Below are 17043 nucleotides of genomic sequence, written 5' to 3'. Positions count from 1 at the left end.
TTTAAGACTTTACTGATATTTACTTAATAGATAGTAAAAGTATCACCCTGAGTATAAATATCGAGTAGCAAACCTTCACCTTTTAGTAGTCCGGTTTCATTTACTGATACCTCCCCGGTATTTCTGTAAACCAGAACCTGGGACAAACCCACAACTTCAGCGATATTTCCTCTTACTAATATAGCAGTTGATTCATCAATTCCCACTCCCTTATGGTCTGGATACTCCATCACGGCCGTGATCAGGCGATTATTACGGGCTCGTTTCACAAAGTGCTGATCCACAATGATATTTTTTACAAGCCCCAGGCCATCATTAGTGACCAAATTATCCTTTTCAAGATGGTAGAAGGTTGACGTGTATTCAGGGTGTTTAGCCTGATCTCCGGTGATCATGACACGACTCATAATGGCTGCTCCGGCACTTGAACCGGAAATGACCGCCCCATTTTCATACGCTGCAAATATAGCTTCTCCGATCTCAGGGTAGTTCTGGATCTGTTCCATGAACCTACTTTGAACCCCTCCGGTAATGTACATGAAAGAGGCGTTTCGAACAGAGTCAAGGGCCCCGGCAGTCACACTATCTTTTCTTCCAAGATCAATAGAATACATGCTTTCGAATCCATTATCCCTGAAGGGTTTTTCACCATAATAGCCTGATGTATCCGGGTCAAAACCTGACATGGTCAATACAAGACCAAAAGCTTCAGGATCACTCAGGTCTGATTCATCCAAAATTCGCTCAATGATCACATCCGGGCGGCTCCCTCCACCTATGATCATCAAAGCTCCTTTTTCTGGGTTTGGTTGACTCGTTTCACAACCTGATATTATAATCGCAAATAAAATTACCGGTAGATAGATATACTTCATAGATCTGAATTTATTTAAAGACATAAAAAAAGCACCGGCTAACCGGTGCTTTTCAAATTTAGTTTCTATGCTAACAAATTAGCAGGTAGGACCTGTATAACTTGCATTCTGACATAGATTTGGGTTAGAGTCGATCTCACGACGTGGTATCGGAAGCACTAACTTAGGATCATCATAACTTCTTGTACCAACGGTACCTTGTGTCCGTTTGATATCATGAAGTAATTGACCTTCAAACATTAGTTCTAACTTACGTTCCAACAGAATATCATTCAGATCAAATTCTGTTGGTAAGGTGTAAGTAGGCAAATTGACGCGGTCTCTCACCTCATTTAGATCATCGATCGGATCTGCACCAACATAAGGGACTCCCTCACGGAAATTAGCCTCAGCACGAGTCAGGTACATTTCTGCCAATCTGATCTGCTGAACATTTCCATCGACTCCATTATTCCACTTACCTGAACGCAAGACTCCATCGCTGGGATCATTATAGAAAAGATTTAATCTATCATCACCGGCTTCATACTCATCCACGTGAGCCTGATTAACGTCAACATCTCCACGACTATCAGCACTGTAGAATGTGAACAAACTATTGGAACCGTCTTGTGCACTTACCTGCATTGAGAAGATATCCTCAGTGGAATTCTCAACATTGTTAAATGCATCTGCATAGGTATCTGTCAGTGAATAGTTACCTGATGAGATCACCCGATCGGCTTCAATTCTGGCATTGTCGTAATCTTCCATTTGAAGGTACACACGGGAAAGTACGGCACTTGCCACCATGGAGTTCGCATAATACGAACGAATTGGATTCACATCCGGTAACAGGCTCTTGGCATCATTGAGGTCATTTAACACCTGGGTATACACCTCTTCGACTGAAGCACGGGCAACATTACTCGACTCGTCAATTGAAGTGGTTGGGGTTAATACCAAGGGTACTCCGGCCTGACTGTTAGTAGCACCTGATACATAGGGGTCGGCGTACAAACGAACCAGATCAAAATAGATCATCCCTCGTATGAATTTAGCTTCACCTTCTACACGATCCCTTTCCGAACCCTCAAGAAGGTCCAGACCATCCAATGCACTGTTTGCAATATTAATGGCATCATAGGCATCGATCCAGGTTCCTGTAGCATTGGCGTTATCATATTGCTGCTCTTTGAGTCTTATCTGTCTGGGACCAAAAAAGGTACCTGAAAAATCGAACTCATCATCGGCTGCCAGAAAGTCCGGCATCATTAGGGCCCAGCCACCGTACAGGTCACCGCCTCCAATTGCGTCATAAGCACCGATCAACACAGATTTCACATTTTCTGCGTTTGTAAGTGCTTCATTAGCATCAATGGACTGCCTTGGAGTCGTATCCAGCAACCCGTCACACGCTGTAAACAGAAAGGCACTTAAAAAAAGTGTTCCTGCAATTAGTTTTAGTTTTTTCATAATCTTATAAAGTTTTTTTAAAAAAATTGTCTGTATTAACCTGTTTTAAAATCCAATATTTATACCAAAGGAAATGGTTCTGGCCTGCGGTGCAGAATAGAAGTCATTACCAATGTTAAGGTTATTAGACAGATCATAAAGGTCAGTATTAACCTCAGGATCCCAGCCTTCATAATCGGTAAAGGTTAGAAGGTTCAATCCCGTCATGTAAATGCGAACATCTCTTAACTGAAGTCTGGATAGCAGATCTTGAGGCAGAGTATATCCCAACGTCACAGATTTAAGTCTTAAATAGGAACCATCTGATATATACCTGGAAGAAGGGTTACTACCGTTAGATCCAAATAATCGGGCTTCGGGCACATCTGTGATATCCCCTGGGTTTTGCCAGCGGTTAAGTTGGTCTATAGTTTGATTATCAAAGAAATCACCATTGGCTGACTGATAACGTCCACCTCCGTTATAGATGTCATTTCCATAAACGAACTGCAGTAACACACCCAGATCAAAATTTCTGTAGTTGAAGTTGTTTGTAAATCCACCTACAAAATCAGGATTTGGATTACCGATCACGACATCATTTGCTGCTGAGTAATCGTTTGTGGTACCTGCACTGTAATCCTTGCCGTCTTCACTATGCAAATAATAAAGTGCATCTCCGTTATCTGGATCAACGCCGGCATATTCTTTTCCGAACATAACAGCTATCGCTTCACCCTCAATAGCACGGTTCAGGAATCCGCCCTCAATTACCTGTCCACCGAGATTGGTTACCTCGTTTTCATTGAAAGCAATGTTAAAGCTGGAACTCCACCTGAAGACACCTACCGTGTTTTGGGTGTTAAGCACAAACTCAAACCCTTTGTTTTCAAGCTCACCGACATTTCTCAGCTGAGAGGTATAACCGGTAGTTGCTGGCACGTTCACATTCAGCAATAGGTCATCTGTTTTCTTGACATAATAATCGATCTCACCACCGATTCTGTCATTGAAAAGGGCAAAATCAAGACCAATGTTATACTGTGCAGTACGTTCCCACTTCAGGTCCGGGTTAGGAGTTTGTGATGGCACAAGTCCGGAACTGCCGGCATATCCTGTTCCGCCATAAAGTCCACGCGATGGGAAGTTACCCACGTTAGAGTTACCTGTAAGACCATAACTACCTCTTAGTTTCAGGAAGCTAAGTGCTTCAACATCGCTGAGGAAATCTTCTTCAGACATGATCCAACCGGCCGAAACAGCAGGGAAGAAACCATATCGTGAATTCTCACCGAATCGGGATGATCCATCTATACGTGCACTACCTGATAAAAGGTATCTATCACTGAATTTATAATTCGCACGAGCAAAATAAGATAGGTACTTATATACTGTTTCAGTGGTATTTCCACCTGTAATTTCAGCAGCACTGGCTAACTTTCTAAAACTATCCGTTGGAAAGTTTGTACCTGAAACAAAAGTTTGATACCGATCTGAGCTTTCAAAAGTCACACCGGCTACCGTGGTCAACTGGTGATTGTCGTTAAACTGCTGATTCCAGGTGAGGTAATTATTCAAAGTATAATTAACCAGGTTCACCCAGCGTGAATCACCATAACCGCTAGTATTCTCACCTACGTTGGTATTACTGTCTGCAAAATAATCTTCATTCTGAAAGAGAAGATCCAGTCCGGCCTCACTTCTGAACTCCAGATTACTTGCTATCTCATAATTGGCATACAGATTACCAATGTTTCTGAATACCGTTTGATTGTTATCAACACCCTGAACATGTCTCAGGAAATTGTAATACAAGGTATTCTCATTTGGCACATCACTAAAACCAACCAAATTTCCACTTTCGAACTGTGGGGTATATACAGGAGATAATGGAGGTTGTGCAATTGCCTGTAAAGGAGTTGAGAAGGCATTATCATTTGATACACGGATATTTTCAGTTCTGGAAATACCCAGGTTCATTCCTACTTCAAACTTGTCAGAAGCAGTATGATCAAGATTCAATCTCGCATTCATACGGTTGAATTCATTCCCTCGAATGATACCGATTTGGTCACTAAACCCACCGGATACATAAAAACGGGTCTTTTCAGTACCACCACTTACTGAAAGGTTAAGCTCAGTATTGCTGGCATCCTGAAATGCTTCGTCCTGCCAATTTGTATCGATCTGACGATTTTCCCAGTCTGTGCCCTGAGCGAAGTAATCGAACCAGTTGTTTTCGAGGTAAGCACCTGAAAGGTCTCCAAATGGTGAACGCTCAGCTGCTTCAGTAAATAATTCTATATACTGATCAGAATTCAGAAATTCTTTCCTGTTGGTTTCTGTACTATAGCCTCTTTCGTAAGAGACGTTTATTCTGGTATCACCGGCCTGACCAGATTTAGTTGTGATAAGTATCACACCATTGGCTCCACGTGAACCATAAATAGCCGCTGCTGAAGCATCCTTAAGGATATCAACAGATTCAATATCATCAATGTTAAGGTCAGCAAGAGGATTTGTGTCAGCTGTTTGAGATTGACTTTCAGAGATCACAGGTATACCATCGATCACATAAAGTGGCTGACTGCTTGCAGATATAGATGAGGTACCACGAACACGGATGTTGATCCCTTGTCCCAGTTTACCATTACTCTTTTGAATAAATACACCTGAGGTCTTTCCCTGAAGTGCAGATTCAAAACTGTTAACAGGAACAGCAGCGAGTTCTTCACTGTCAACGCTGGCAATGTTACCGGTCATATCTTCCCGAACAATGGACCCAAAACCAACAACAACTACTTCATCCAAAAGCTGAGTATCTGTTGCAAGTTCTATATCGATGGTTCGGCGACCATTTACAGCGACTTCCTGTCGGACAAAACCCACACCTGAAAATACAAGTGTACCGTTTTCAAATTCGTCGCTTGTCAATTCCAGTTCGTATTCACCGTCTAAGTTTGTGGCGGTACCTTTATTGGTCCCTTTTACCAAAACGGTAATACTTGGTAACGGTTCATTGTCTTCAGCAGAAACTACAACACCGGATACTGTTTGTGCCTGTAGCGTTCCAACTGAAACAAATAGCAGTAGCATAAAGCAACTGCTAAGTTGTAGTAGCTTTTTCATCATAACTATTGATTTGTTTGGGTTAATCTAAGTACCCTCTACAATACTCTAATTTTTTACTAAATGAAACTCAAAAACAAAGGCAAATGAGTGTAAGCGCTTCTTTAAGAGTATTTTACAAACATAAAAGGCCGATCGAATGATCAGCCTTTTCAAAAAATGATATTGAATAAACCGTTATTTCAAATATTCCACGAACCATCCCTCCGTCCATTCCAGCACTTCAGCAAAAGGCTTGGGGAAATCATCACCCTCAAAAGGATGTGAAGCACCATAAGTATGAGTGCCATTGGAAACCAACCTCAATTCCTTATCCCTGGCCTCACATGCAATATGCAATTGTTCTGATTCAGTATAAGGAACCGATTCATCATCACGTCCATGAATAAATAGAGTCGGGATCCGGAGCTCTTTTACACGCTCCATTGCAATAACCCGTTCGGCATTATTAACAGAATCGTCATATACGACCTTACCAACCTTCATTTTTTGCCCGGTTCGGCTGTTTTCGATCTCAGTATACCCCTGATCTTCCCAGTCTTTTTTCATCTGATCTGTCCATCGCTCACGGTAATCGGACGGTGCCGACCATGTAACCAAACATTGAATGGGATCATATTCTACGGCAGCAGCAATAGCTGTGTGCCCACCCCGAGAATGCCCAAGCAAACCGATCGTGTCAGTATTCAAATTGGAGTGATTGTCTGAAATTTCTCCCTTTTGTAGCGCTTCGATCACTGATCCTATATCATCTAGATCCTGAGAGAAAGTTTCTCTTTCAAAGAGTTCCATCTCAGTAAACTCCATTTTATTGTCACCGATCCCATTCAGGGAAAAATTCATGGCCACTACACCAAAACCGGCACGGGCCAGTTCTTCACATACATCGGGAAAGGGCCCCCAGTCTTTGAACCCCTTAAAGCCATGTAAAAAAATGATGACAGGAAAGCTTAATCCGTTTCTTGAGATCGGTGAATAGAGGTCATATCTGATGGGTAAACCCTCTGTTGAAGGAACCTGACCGGATGAGATCGAAATACTGCTAACTTCCATAAATATTGAATTTATTTATTCCTATTAAAGTCGAGAGTGTCCAGTTTAACCAATTTTCTGAGGTTATTAATTTCATTTTGTCGTAAAAACCTCCATCGCCCCATTGGCACATCTTTAAGGGTCAGACCGGCATATTCTATCCGTTTCAGCTTTGTAACAACGGTTCCGTGGAACTCTACCATTCTTCGTATCAAACGATTCCTCCCCTCAAAAACAGACATTTCGAAAGTATTTGGGTCGTCCATGAATTGAGTGATGTTGTAACCTTTGGCTACTCCATCCTCTAATTCAACCCCATTCAGATAGGCTTCAAGTTGAGCCTCTGTTAATGGTTTGTCGGTAGTGATCTGATAAGTCTTGCGTACGCTGTAACTAGGGTGCATCAACCGGTGAGCCAGATCTCCGTCATTGGTCAGGATAAGTAATCCTGTTGTATTTCTATCCAACCTGCCAACCGGATACACACGATAGCCTGTGGCATCCTCTATCTGATCCATCACGGTGGTCCGGTCTTTTTCGTCATCCGTGGTAGTGATCACATCCTTCGATTTATGCAACAAAAGGTACACAAAAGGTTCCAGGCTTAAATTCTGTCCGTCGACCACCACGGAGTCCTTTCGGCGCACTTTTGTACCAAGTTCCGTGGTTACCTGACCATTGATCATTACCTTACCGGCTGAAATGTACTCATCCGCTTCTCGTCTTGAACAAAAACCGGCGTGGGCAATGAATTTATTCAGACGGATCTTTTCATCCTGTGAATAATTCTGATCAACCGTTTGTGCTTTCTTGTTATCTGCTTTGTTCCTGTATTTTTTCTTACCGCCTTTACTCATTCTTCCTCGTTGGCTTCACTGTCTTTATTCTTATTAACTTCTTCTTCATTTTCTTGTTCTTCGGCTTCACCCGCCTCATCATTATTTCCTTCTTGTTGAACCGAAACATCCTCTTCTTGTTTCTCCTCGATCATTTCTTCAACAATATCTTCCAATGGATCTGAGTCTTCCTCATCCATTTCATCGATCATAAGCTGCCTTTCCATCAGGAGCTGACGGTGTTCGGCCATGTCATCATCCCTCAGTATCTCGTCGATCTCCCGTGGTTTTGGCAGTTCATCCACCGAGTTGATCCCAAAATGTCTCAGAAAGTGCTTGGTAGTTCGATAAAGCAGAGGTTTACCCGGACTGTCTGCCCTTCCGGATACCTCGATCAGGGCTTTTTCCATAAGCTGCCTCAGAATGTAACCGGAATCAACGCCCCTGATCTGGTCCACCTCAGGTTTGGTGATAGGTTGACGGTACGCCACTATAGCAAGAGATTCTATCGCTGATTGCGATAATTTACGGTAGGCATTCTCATGTTGAAAGATACTGAGCCAGTAGTGATACTTTGGTTCGGTAACAAAGGTATATCCACCACCAATAAGTTGAATTCTAAAACTCAGACCATTTTCATCATATCGTTCGTTCAACTTATCTACAAAATCAGAAACGGTTTCTTCGGTGATCTCGATCTGTTCTTCATTCTCAACAATGATCTCACGGATCTTGGACCCGGAAATGGGTTCATCGCTGGCAAATATCAATGCCTCAATGACGGATGATAACCGGGTTCCATCAATAAATTCATAGTCATTCTTCATTATGAAGTATCAAAAATTGTTATAAGGTTTTATCACTAAAATCAGTCTATAAACATACACAAAGTGTAAGCCACCCGACAAAAATATTTTAGATTTTAATCAGGCTGAGCTGCAGATAGAATTCCTGATCATCGTTTATAGCAGATGAGAGTTTTAGTGTCTTGTTTGATAACCCGATATCCCATCAGGTGAAACAGTTCCTTAACAAATAATCTGGCAACTCTAAGGTTGACCCGATATGCAAACTGCTGTGCCTCCATTTTAGCAACCCCGGGAAGCAAGTGAAGATAGTTATTGATAAAAGAATCTCTAACGGCCGCCGACAATTTGAGCCAGAAAGCAGACCGGCCTTTGAGTATAAAGAAGCCATCGCTTCCCTTTGCCTGATACAGAGGCATAAATATCAGCCCATTTTTTGGTGCATATACCGGCTCATCATCATAAAACGCCAATAGATCTCCCTTTCTCACCGTATCAAAATTATAGTATCCATCCTTCATCTTAAACTTGGCGGCGTCCTCAACATAATGATGATAGGTGATCTCGTAATATTCATCTCCAAGATCATTTTCACCATTGATCACACTTTCATGATGGTGTAAATCTCTTGCTTTAAGGGGCAGAATGCCTGCATGATGCAAATACAGCCACAAAAAGGCTTCAGTACGGTCAATAGACCTCTCATCCTCATGCTTTCCCGCCTCAAAACCAATTGCAGGGAACCCGAGGTCATTGATATAACTCATCAGGGTGCCATGTATGGTCTCTTCAATTCCCAATATCTGTGGCACCGGAAAATCTGCTGCTCTGTCCCTGTTTTGCAATGTATCATTGAATAGGATAAAAGCGCAGCTTTTTGCAGAAGTAGTGTGGAGATCTATAAAGGAAAGATCCTTTGTTACATATTCGTGCTCATTTGCGATCTCATCCAACACACCAACCAATTCATTGGCTTCTTTCCATTCTGAACTTTGTGCTAAATCAGTTGAACGATCTTCTTTTGAAAAATCTCCCCAGATCCTGTTCAGGTCTCGATCTAAATATCTTACACCTTGCCTTATGGCTTTCAGATTCCCACTCACCATATACACTGACCCCTTTAACCGACCTGTGTCTTTTGAAAGTGTCTCTGCTAATCGCCTTGAGGCATGCAAACCGGCCAGTTCATTACCGTGAATACCTGAAAAAATTACAACAACCGGACCGGAATCTTTTGTGTGGCTCCATATGATCCGGTCAACTTGTTCCATATCAAATGCTTCATCTTCATTCTTTACTAAAGTATTCTCTTCCTGCAATGCGTTTAATCTTTTTTATTTTCCAAAGTTTTCAATAACCGGATCGTAATATTCATAAAATTTCCCTCTGTAATGATCCCGACCAATCTGCTATTCTTAACAACCGGAAGGCACCCTATCTGCTGATCTTTCATAATGGCCATTGCTTCCATGATTGAAGCTTCCGGATGAATGGTGATCGGGTTCTGTATCATCACATCCGACACTGTTTTCGCACCGGTATCATTCGTTTTTTCCTCAGTTTTTGAATAAACCCGGAGTAACTGACGCATGGTGATCAATCCGATCAAGTGTTTCTGATCGTCCTCAACAGGCAAGTAACGGATCTTGCGCCAATCCAACAAATTCGCCACAAACTCAAGAATGTCATCCTTCCGAACGGTAAAAAGATCGGTGGTCATGAATTCCTCGACCATCAATTTAGAGGGTTTCCAGTGTTCCAGATCTTCAACGCGGGCAAGCCCCCACTTGTGAACCGGTTCTCCTTTATTTTGATTCTTGATCATAGCGTTTGTAATGGCAGACAGGGCCTGCTCCTTATTCCCCTCCTTTATCAAATTTCCGTACGATTTCACCATCCAATATGATCCGGTTTGAGCTGCATCAGCCCGGTCTTCGATAATACTAAGATAGGTGTCAATATCAGAGGTTTCGATATTGGCTTTTTCAAGGCCATTTCGTGCAATGGGTAACAATTCCTCTTTGATCAGATCAACGGCAGTTATCTTGCGGTCTTTTGTCCAAATGAATTTGGTATCCAGGCCCATTTTAGATGCAGCAAAGAAGTTCATACGGGCATTATCAAAATCCATTTCCTGAGTGATATCAGGATACTCATCTTCAAAACCGTTCAGAAGTCCTAGCCAGAATGCCGCATTTGCAACCTCATCTACTACGGTCGGGCCTGAAGGCAATACTCTGTTTTCGATCCGAAGATGAGGTTTTCCGTTTCCAACCCCATAACAGGGACGGTTCCATCTATACACTGACGAATTATGAACGTTGAGAGCCATCAACTGAGGAACCTTCCCCTCTTCCATCAGCTTCTCTACCTCTTCTTCAACCTGAGCACTCAGCATTACCCTATATCGCGAAATATCTTCTTTATAGATATCAAGAATACTGTTTTCAAGCCACTGATTTCCAAAGGTTACCCTGGGACTTGAATCCCTTAGATGCTCCCCAACTTGTCTTGTATCAATAGACTGATGAAATAAAGCTACCCTTGTTTCTGCCCATAGTCGTTTCCCGAACAAGATCGGGGAATTGACTGCTGCTGCTAGAACCGGAGCCGTAACTGCCTGTGCGATATTGTACCGATTCACAAACTCTGAGGGCTTTACCTGCAAATGTACCTGAAAACCGGTATTACACGCCTCAAGTAACGGAGAATCAAATTTCATCAGGAGTTCGTCCATTCCCTGAATACGAAGTTCAAATTCCTTACCTCTTAATTTATTAATAGCCTCACAAAGGGCTTCATAGCGCTGCAGGGGTGTCAGGTTTTCAATATCCACATCCATTTTTCGAATTGTTGGCAGGATCCCAGTCAGTAAAATATCTCCCCCCAAACCCCGAACCGTTTCTCGAACATGTTCAACCTCTTTGTGCAGATTGTTTTCCATTTGGGATAAACAATCACCACTAAACTCCAGGGGATCCATATTGATCTCCAAATTGAACAGGGCAAATTCTGTGGTGTAATTACCCTCTCCCAATGCATCCAAAACGTCCAGTGATCTGGGAAAAACTTTTCCGTGCGGATCAACCATGCATAACTCCTGTTCTGCTCCGATCCTAAGGGTATCAGTCTCGAACCAGTCTTCATCAAGCATTTTCTGCAGTGCACGCAGATCCCGAAGCACATGCTTCATAAAGGTTTGGACCTGTTCGTTACTATCTGCAAGCTTTACGCGCTCTTCTCCCATATCCTGATAAATTTGAGTGGTGTAGAACTACCCCTTAAATACCAACTTTGCCGGGGTATTTGCAAATTTTTTAGCGGCTGTATTAAAACCGCGACTCTAACATATTCATAGATTCTCAGTTCTGCAATTTATTGGATCGCATCTACATTCACATTTACCCTGACTGATGACCATTTTCCCTTTGAAGCCCTTTCATATATATCTAATACCTTATCCAGTAGCATTTCGATATAGGTCCCACCTTTTTCAATATCAATCTTCAATGTAACCTCCCAAACGTATTTTCGGTTAAGCCATGGAATAGCTGCGGGTGAAGGTCCCAATACCGGTAAATCTGGCACCACTTGTTCGGCAGCCCTTTTAAGTGTATGTGCTGCCATATTTACTTTTTGTTCATTGGCAGATTTTAGCTCAAATTTGATCAGTCTGGAATATGGAGGATAGTATAGAGGCTTTCTGAATTCCATCTCCTGTCGCGCAAACCCCCGATGGTCATGTTTTTTGGCATAGATCAGAGCAGGATTATCAGGTTGCCGGGTTTGTAAGTATACTGTACCCGGTTTGTCTCCCCGACCTGACCGGCCTGACACCTGACTCAAAAGCTGGTACATCCGTTCGGTTGCCTGAAATGAGGGAAATGCAAGCTCTGTGTCTGCATTTACAACTCCAACCACCGTCACATTCGGAAAATCAAGTCCCTTTGCTACTAATTGAGTCCCGATCAGAATATCTGCTTTTCCATCCCCAAATTCTTTAAGAATGCGTTCATGAGCCCCTTTTCTGGATGTAGAATCCCGATCAAAGCGAATGATATTGGCTTCAGGAAACAAGGTTTCAAGCTGCTCCTCTACATTTTGTGTTCCCGATCCCTGAACTTTAAGCTTTGACGAACCGCAGCTTTCGCATTGTGTATCCTTCCGTCTCGCATAGCCGGTATAGTGATCCATAAGCAGATTTTTTCGCTTGTGAAAGGTCAGGCTGACCGAGCTCTCAGGGCTTTCGGGAATGTGCCCACAATCCTCACATTGAAGATAACTGGCATATCCACGCCGATTATAAAGCAGAATGATCTGCTCCTTTTGTTTCAAAGCCTCCTCCATTGCAATGAAAAGTGAAGCTGAGAACTCCCCTTTCATGGCTTTGCCTTTATACTGCTTCAGGTCAACGATCTCAACCTCAGGCAATACGGCATCGGCATGCCGGTTCTTTAATTCCAGCATCACACATTTGCCTTTAGCAGCCATATTCAGTGCCTGCATGCTGGGTGTAGCCGAGCCCATGATCACCACGGCATCATTCTTCTGTGCCCGAACAATGGCGGTTTCCCTGGCATGGTACCTGGGCGCCGGATCCATTTGCTTGTATGAGCTGTCATGTTCTTCATCCAGAATAATTATACCCAGATCCTGTACCGGGGCAAAAACAGCGGAACGGGGGCCGATCGCGATCTTTTTCTTGCCTGAGTTTAGATCCTTCCAGGCCTGCAGCCGCTCTGCAGCCGACATTCGGCTGTGAAGTAATGCGATCTCATCTCCAAATATTCTATAAAACCTGGATACGGTCTGTGGCGTTAACGCGATCTCAGGAACCAGCACGATGCCCCCTTTTCCGGCCTCGATCACCTGTTTCAGGGCATGAATATATACCTCCGTCTTCCCACTCCCGGTTATACCAAACAAAAGATAATTGGCAAATTCACTCTTCTGTATAGACTCACCAATTTTCTTAAAGGCCAGCTGTTGATCTTCATTCAACGTTTTGATAGATCCGGGATCAAAGTCAAGATCTTGGATATCGGATCTTTTATCCACTTCCCGGAAAGTGATCCATCCCTCATCCTGCAATTTTCTCATGCTATATGAATTGAACAGGGGAACATCCGACAGATCAGACTGACGAACAGGGATCAATGATGAGATCTCAGAAAGCGCTTTGGTCCACTTCAGGGTTTCATTTACTTCTTCACTTTCCAAAAAATCCCTGGCATTCTTTAATGATCTTTCTTCCGCCCAAACCCATTCCCTTTCCGTGGTAACCGTTACTTTCAGGTCCGGCTCTTCCCAGATCTCAATTTTTTTACCTTTTAGCAATTTATTGAACACCTTATTCAATCCCGTTCCCTTCCAGCGCTTTTTAGCTTCATCCAGGGTTGTCTTATTATTACTGAGTTCAGTTATGATCTCCCGCTCTTCTTCTGTCAGGTTTTCTCGATCCTTCTTGTCTGACACATTCAGGTATTTTCTCGACACAAAGTTGAGTCCTGCCGGAAGAGCAGCCTGAATGGTTTCACCCCAGCTGGCATAGTAAAATTTTGAGATCCATCCGGTCAATTCTAATAACTCATTTGAAAGCAGTGGATCTTCATCCAGGATCTTTCGAACGGGTTTGGTCTTAAAAGATGGGACTTTTTCGTGTACCCGTACTATTACCCCGATCGCATAATAATTCCGAAAAGGGATCCACACACGCTGACCTTCCTGAACTTTGGGTTCTAGATCATTGGGAACATGATATGTAAACTGCCTGCGAACAGCCGCTGGAAGAGCGACATCAACAAAGGTGGACAAAACGCCGAATCTATTTTGGGATTATTATATGAAACGAAAGCTTATCCAATTTTCCACCCTGAATCAACAAGCTATTTGAATATCGAATATCGAACAAGGAATATCGAATGTCGAAATCTTAGTTAGTCCTCATATTACGTTTTGTAGTTTGTATACTCTTTACAAATATCGATATAAGCTCGTTGCATTCTATAATTGCATCGTCTAACCTTTCATACTCTAAAAGTGGTTTCAACTTTATTATTTTCATGTTTGTTGATGTCTCCCTGAGCTCTTTTAAAGCAACTTTTAATTTATGAACGAAATCTCTTCGAGATTCAGCACCTTGAGCTTCTGAATAGTGAAAGGCCGGTGAGGTTCCACTTCTCACTAACTGGTTCCCAAAATAATTACCACCATAAGTATTTGGCAGCTTTTCAACTATCTCCAGGATCAACAATGCAAACTCTATCAGTCTTTCTTCCAGATCAAACTTCCTTTCTTTCATGATTCTCCTTCATAATTCATTATTCCTTGTTCGATATTCGATATTCATTTTTCCTCACCCCAGCCAGCCTTCGCGGTCCAGGCTGCGATACTGTATGGCTTCGGCTACATGATTGGATTTAATGTTTTCAGAGTGATCCAGGTCTGCAATGGTTCTTGACACTTTGAGTATGCGATCATAGGCACGAGCGGATAGACCGAGCGTGGTGATGGCTTTTTTGAGGATCTGTGAACCGGCATCATCCAGTTTGCACATTTTACGAACCATACGCGTGCTCATCTGGGCATTACTGTAAACACCTTTCACCCCCATAAAGCGCTTTGACTGAATATCCCGGGCCTTTATCACCCGCTCCCTGATATCACCGGAAGATTCACCTTTGGCTTTACCTGACAACTCCTCATAACTCACTTTGTGAACTTCAATATGCAGGTCGATCCGATCCAGCAGCGGACCACTTATCTTACTCAGATACCGCTGCATTTGTTGAGAGGTGGTGCCACCCATATCATTGGGGTCATACCAATCACCTGAAGGAGATGGGTTCATGGAAGCTACCAGCATAACCCGACTTGGGTAGGTCACGCTCATCCGTGCCCTCGAAATAGAGACAAAGCCATCTTCCAGCGGCTGCCGCATCACTTCCAGGGCACTTCGTTTGAACTCAGGCAGTTCATCCAGAAACAACACACCGTTGTGGGCCATTGAGATCTCACCCGGCATCGGGATGCTGCCTCCCCCGACCAAAGCCACATCTGACACCGTGTGGTGTGGCGATCGAAACTGCCGGTCAGTGATCAGTGCCTTTCCGGATTCCAGTATACCTGAAACGGAATGGATCTTAGTTGTTTCAAGGGCTTCATCCAATGTAAGTGGCGGTAAAATAGTTGGGATGCGCCGAGCCATCATCGTTTTTCCTGAGCCGGGAGGTCCCACCATCACAACATTATATTGATTACTACAACTCTTTTATCTGCTTTTTTAAGTCCCAGTACATTGCTTATTAAATTTCACAAAAGACACACACCAATAATTAAATAAGCAATTATGGAACACCCCAAAACACTGCTTATAGCACGCATCAAAGCTGGTTGGACACAAAAAATGTTATCAGAAGTCTGCGATGTAACACAGACTACTATCAGTCATTTAGAAACTGGTAAAACTTCCCCTCAAAAAATTACAAGAAAACGTATTGAGATTGCTCTTGGAACACCTATTGATTGGCAGGGCACAAAGACCGAGGCAATTATTCGTAATAACGGCAAACTCATAACAAAATAGGTTTAAGATGAAACCAACAAATCAAACGAGCAGACATTACGACGAACACGGAGTTATCATCAACTCCACCAATCCTAAGGAAGTAGGAATGACCCGCTTCCAAATAAACAACCTGTCCCAGCAATCCACCTCAACAAGAGAAGAAATGTTACTTCCTATGGGATTCACTTTACAGGAGAATGGAAGAATTGAAACCCCATTTGAACGGCAAAACAATCTTCTGAAAAAGCAAAAACCTAAACAGATAAATGATGATAGTGATATGCTTTTACCTCTTGGCGTAGAACTGGAGGAATGATATGCAACGTACTAAGACAAAGAAAAAGGTGAAGCACAAGAAAGGGGATCGAAGATATCCAAAGGGGGAATACCCCATCTACGACCACGCCTATAATCAGGCAATCAAAAACAGTCCTATTCTCAATCCCAGTGCACGACATATTGGAAATAGCCACTGGGAAAATCCAGAGACTGCATTGTACATCTTACAAGGTGATGCCTCACGAGATCACTTTTATAAACTCGGAGATGAAGACTGGAAACCTTCACTGGTATTAAAAGCGAAAGCCGAATTGAAAGACGTTCATGAGCGGTTTGAGAATTGGGCGAAAGAACAGTTACGAACTGGTAAGTGTCTCAATAAACCGACCGATTGGCCTCAGCCATTTCAGGAACTTCGCTTGAAAAAAGAAGCCTTACTTGATGCCCGACTAAAAGAAGTACTTCATATTAAAAAACAGCAAGCCGAAGCAAAGGCAAAAAAGGTAGCGGAACGGGTAGCCAATATTCTCCCACACGGACCGCTTGAGAATATGAAAGACAACTCAATTGATGGTCAGCGAATTAGTTATTCAAATGACCGCCCATACATTGACGAGCCCCATTCTCCATACCACGGGATGCCGTTATACTGGTATCAAAAAATGGCAAAAGACTGGAAGGAAGAACACGGCTTGACTGATGCTCTTTTACTTGATGAACGAAATAACCTATTTGAGCAGGAACGAGCAGAAGCAATGCGGAAAGGATTAACGCCTCCGACAAAATCAAAACCATTCCGTCAGTTTAAAAAAGAAAAGCTGGCAAAAATAACAGAAAAAGATTTCCCAGACTGGCCACCTGAGGCAAAACAAATCAACGAAATTGAGTTGGTGTAGTGCCCAGTTCAGGTTTGGTGTATTAAACTTCAAGCCCCGACATTTTGAAAGGTGTCGGGTGCATTAAATTCATCGCCCGAAAGGATGCTTGCGTCCTCCCGATGAAACCGAGCGACTTTTGGTTTTGCTCCTTCTGTCGCTCGGTACTTTTTTAACTGATAAGACTGCCCCAATAATAAAGGTATACTA

The 17043-nt window shown here is 42.9% G+C and carries 13 protein-coding genes and 1 pseudogene; 3 read left to right on the top strand and 11 right to left on the bottom strand.

The features are described 5' to 3' along the window. Positions 1-23 precede the first annotated feature (23 nt). From AC13FX_RS09070 to AC13FX_RS09020, 11 genes and pseudogenes are all read right to left on the bottom strand, one after another. Positions 24-875 (bottom strand): cyanophycinase, encoded by an 852-nt coding sequence (locus AC13FX_RS09070; protein ID WP_482880249.1) that lies wholly within the window; start codon positions 873-875, stop codon positions 24-26. Between the two features lie 78 nt (positions 876-953). Continuing rightward, positions 954-2330: a RagB/SusD family nutrient uptake outer membrane protein gene (locus tag AC13FX_RS09065; RefSeq protein ID WP_482880248.1), complete on the bottom strand. Its 1377-nt coding sequence runs from the start codon at positions 2328-2330 to the stop codon at positions 954-956. 45 nt (positions 2331-2375) lie between these two features. After that, the gene (locus tag AC13FX_RS09060) at positions 2376-5441 is read right to left on the bottom strand and encodes a SusC/RagA family TonB-linked outer membrane protein (RefSeq protein ID WP_482880247.1); all 3066 of its coding nucleotides are present in this window, start codon (positions 5439-5441) and stop codon (positions 2376-2378) included. A gap of 174 nt (positions 5442-5615) precedes the next feature. Next, positions 5616-6491, bottom strand: coding sequence for an alpha/beta hydrolase family protein (locus tag AC13FX_RS09055; RefSeq protein WP_482880246.1), 876 nt, complete (start codon positions 6489-6491; stop codon positions 5616-5618). An 11-nt stretch (positions 6492-6502) separates the two neighbouring features. Beyond that, on the bottom strand, positions 6503-7327 hold the full coding sequence (locus AC13FX_RS09050; protein ID WP_482880245.1) for a pseudouridine synthase: 825 nt from the start codon (positions 7325-7327) through the stop codon (positions 6503-6505). After that, positions 7324-8133: an SMC-Scp complex subunit ScpB gene (gene scpB / locus AC13FX_RS09045; protein WP_482880244.1), complete on the bottom strand. Its 810-nt coding sequence runs from the start codon at positions 8131-8133 to the stop codon at positions 7324-7326. Before scpB ends, AC13FX_RS09050 begins: the two co-directional genes overlap by 4 nt. Positions 8134-8261: 128 nt before the next feature. Beyond that, complete coding sequence (locus tag AC13FX_RS09040) at positions 8262-9431, bottom strand: succinylglutamate desuccinylase/aspartoacylase family protein (RefSeq protein WP_482880243.1); 1170 nt, start codon at positions 9429-9431, stop codon at positions 8262-8264. A gap of 5 nt (positions 9432-9436) precedes the next feature. Beyond that, complete coding sequence (locus AC13FX_RS09035; RefSeq protein WP_482880242.1) at positions 9437-11359, bottom strand: CBS domain-containing protein; 1923 nt, start codon at positions 11357-11359, stop codon at positions 9437-9439. Between the two features lie 128 nt (positions 11360-11487). Further along, positions 11488-13926 carry a replication restart helicase PriA gene (gene priA / locus AC13FX_RS09030; protein WP_482880241.1) on the bottom strand — a complete coding sequence of 813 codons (2439 nt, stop codon included), beginning with the start codon at positions 13924-13926 and terminating at the stop codon, positions 11488-11490. 118 nt (positions 13927-14044) lie between these two features. Further along, entirely contained in the window at positions 14045-14413 is a 369-nt protein-coding gene (locus AC13FX_RS09025; protein WP_482880240.1) for a four helix bundle protein, read from the bottom strand. Between the two features lie 54 nt (positions 14414-14467). Continuing rightward, positions 14468-15364, bottom strand: a pseudogene (locus AC13FX_RS09020) (YifB family Mg chelatase-like AAA ATPase); the annotation flags it as partial. Between the two features lie 96 nt (positions 15365-15460). Between AC13FX_RS09020 and AC13FX_RS09015 the strand changes: the two are divergent. Genes AC13FX_RS09015 through AC13FX_RS09005 form a run of 3 tightly spaced genes read left to right on the top strand, consistent with a single transcriptional unit; the run spans position 15461 to position 16854 of the window. Further along, the gene (locus tag AC13FX_RS09015; protein WP_482880239.1) at positions 15461-15697 is read left to right on the top strand and encodes a helix-turn-helix domain-containing protein; all 237 of its coding nucleotides are present in this window, start codon (positions 15461-15463) and stop codon (positions 15695-15697) included. 7 nt (positions 15698-15704) lie between these two features. Continuing rightward, positions 15705-15995, top strand: coding sequence for a hypothetical protein (locus tag AC13FX_RS09010; RefSeq protein ID WP_482880238.1), 291 nt, complete (start codon positions 15705-15707; stop codon positions 15993-15995). A 1-nt stretch (position 15996) separates the two neighbouring features. Beyond that, positions 15997-16854, top strand: a complete 858-nt coding sequence (locus tag AC13FX_RS09005) for a hypothetical protein (protein ID WP_482880237.1) — start codon at positions 15997-15999, stop codon at positions 16852-16854. Positions 16855-17043 lie beyond the last annotated feature (189 nt).

This window comes from Gracilimonas sp. B-17 (assembly GCF_056857935.1).
The sequence above is the reverse complement of the archived record's forward strand: the minus strand, read 5'-3'. Positions and strand labels throughout refer to the sequence as shown.

Excerpts from the sequence above, each read along its gene's own strand:
- AC13FX_RS09070 (WP_482880249.1), bottom strand. The coding sequence starts at position 875 with ATGAAGTATATCTATCTACCGGTAATTTTATTTGCGATTATAATATCA.
- AC13FX_RS09065 (WP_482880248.1), bottom strand. The coding sequence starts at position 2,330 with ATGAAAAAACTAAAACTAATTGCAGGAACACTTTTTTTAAGTGCCTTT.
- AC13FX_RS09060 (WP_482880247.1), bottom strand. The coding sequence starts at position 5,441 with ATGATGAAAAAGCTACTACAACTTAGCAGTTGCTTTATGCTACTGCTA.
- AC13FX_RS09055 (WP_482880246.1), bottom strand. The coding sequence starts at position 6,491 with ATGGAAGTTAGCAGTATTTCGATCTCATCCGGTCAGGTTCCTTCAACA.
- AC13FX_RS09050 (WP_482880245.1), bottom strand. The coding sequence starts at position 7,327 with ATGAGTAAAGGCGGTAAGAAAAAATACAGGAACAAAGCAGATAACAAG.
- scpB (WP_482880244.1), bottom strand. The coding sequence starts at position 8,133 with ATGAAGAATGACTATGAATTTATTGATGGAACCCGGTTATCATCCGTC.
- AC13FX_RS09035 (WP_482880242.1), bottom strand. The coding sequence starts at position 11,359 with ATGGGAGAAGAGCGCGTAAAGCTTGCAGATAGTAACGAACAGGTCCAA.
- AC13FX_RS09025 (WP_482880240.1), bottom strand. The coding sequence starts at position 14,413 with ATGAAAGAAAGGAAGTTTGATCTGGAAGAAAGACTGATAGAGTTTGCA.
- AC13FX_RS09015 (WP_482880239.1), top strand. The coding sequence starts at position 15,461 with ATGGAACACCCCAAAACACTGCTTATAGCACGCATCAAAGCTGGTTGG.
- AC13FX_RS09010 (WP_482880238.1), top strand. The coding sequence starts at position 15,705 with ATGAAACCAACAAATCAAACGAGCAGACATTACGACGAACACGGAGTT.
- AC13FX_RS09005 (WP_482880237.1), top strand. The coding sequence starts at position 15,997 with ATGCAACGTACTAAGACAAAGAAAAAGGTGAAGCACAAGAAAGGGGAT.